The 1,715-nt window shown below is 53.9% G+C and carries 1 rRNA gene; it reads right to left on the minus strand.

From position 1 onward, the window contains the following. Positions 1–13: 13 nt before the first annotated feature. Positions 14–1,715 (minus strand): 23S ribosomal RNA (locus tag D829_RS34390); the annotation flags it as partial.

The following is a 1,715-nucleotide window of genomic DNA, read 5'->3' on the forward strand; positions in this document are numbered from 1 at the left end:
TTACAACTTGCTATTGGATAAGCCCTCGACCGATTAGTACTGGTCAGCTCCATGCATTGCTGCACTTCCACCCCCAGCCTATCTACCTCGTCGTCTTCAAGGGGTCTTACATACTGGGAAATCTCATCTTGAGGGGGGCTTCACGCTTAGATGCTTTCAGCGTTTATCCCTTCCGTACATAGCTACCCAGCGGTGCTCCTGGCGGAACAACTGGTACACCAGCGGTACGTCCATCCCGGTCCTCTCGTACTAAGGACAGCTCCTCTCAAATTTCCTACGCCCACGACAGATAGGGACCGAACTGTCTCACGACGTTCTGAACCCAGCTCGCGTACCGCTTTAATGGGCGAACAGCCCAACCCTTGGGACCTACTTCAGCCCCAGGATGCGATGAGCCGACATCGAGGTGCCAAACCTCCCCGTCGATGTGGACTCTTGGGGGAGATAAGCCTGTTATCCCCAGGGTAGCTTTTATCCGTTGAGCGATGGCCCTTCCATGCGGTACCACCGGATCACTAAGCCCGACTTTCGTCCCTGCTCGACTTGTAGGTCTCGCAGTCAAGCTCCCTTATGCCTTTGCACTCTTCGAATGATTTCCAACCATTCTGAGGGAACCTTTGGGCGCCTCCGTTACTCTTTAGGAGGCGACCGCCCCAGTCAAACTGCCCACCTGACACTGTCCCCGCACCGGATTACGGTACCAGGTTAGAACCTAGATACGATCAGGGTGGTATCCCAACGTTGCCTCCACACAAGCTGGCGCTCATGTCTCTTCAAAGGCTCCCACCTATCCTGTACAGATCGTACCCAAATTCAATATCAAGCTGCAGTAAAGCTCCATGGGGTCTTTCCGTCTTGTCGCGGGTAACCTGCATCTTCACAGGTATTAAAATTTCACCGGATCTCTCGTTGAGACAGCGCCCAAGTCGTTACGCCATTCGTGCGGGTCAGAATTTACCTGACAAGGAATTTCGCTACCTTAGGACCGTTATAGTTACGGCCGCCGACTGGGGCTTCGGTTCACAGCTTCGGATTGCTCCTAACCACTCCCCTTAACCTTCCAGCACCGGGCAGGCGTCAGCCCGTATACTTCGCCTTACGGCTTCGCACAGACCTGTGTTTTTGCTAAACAGTCGCTTGGGCCTTTTCACTGCGGCCCCCTCGTGCTATTCACACTACCGGGGCACCCCTTCTCCCGAAGTTACGGGGTCATTTTGCCGAGTTCCTTAACGAGAGTTCTTCCGCGCGCCTTAGAATACTCTTCTCGCCTACCTGTGTCGGTTTGCGGTACGGGCACCTTCACCTGGCTAGAGGCTTTTCTTGGCAGTGTGAGATCATGACCTTCGCTACTACAATTTTCGCTCCCCATCACAGCTCAGCCTTACAATGTGCGGATTTGCCTACACATCAGCCTTACTGCTTAGACGGACATCCATCAGTCCGCGTCACTACCCTACTGCGTCCCCCCATTGCTCATAACGGCTTACGGTGGTACAGGAATTTCGACCTGTTGTCCTTCGACTACGCCTTTCGGCCTCGCCTTAGGTCCCGACTTACCCTGAGCGGACGAGCCTTCCTCAGGAACCCTTAGGCTTTCGGCGGATCAAGATTCTCACTTGATCTTTTCGTTACTCATACCGGCATTCTCACTTGTATAATGTCCAGCGCTCCTTACGGTACACCTTCAACCCTTATACAACGCTCCCCTACCCCTG

Origin of the sequence: Paenibacillus sp. PAMC 26794, from assembly GCF_000316035.1 — a bacterium.
Taxonomy (GTDB): Bacteria; Bacillota; Bacilli; order Paenibacillales; family Paenibacillaceae; genus Paenibacillus.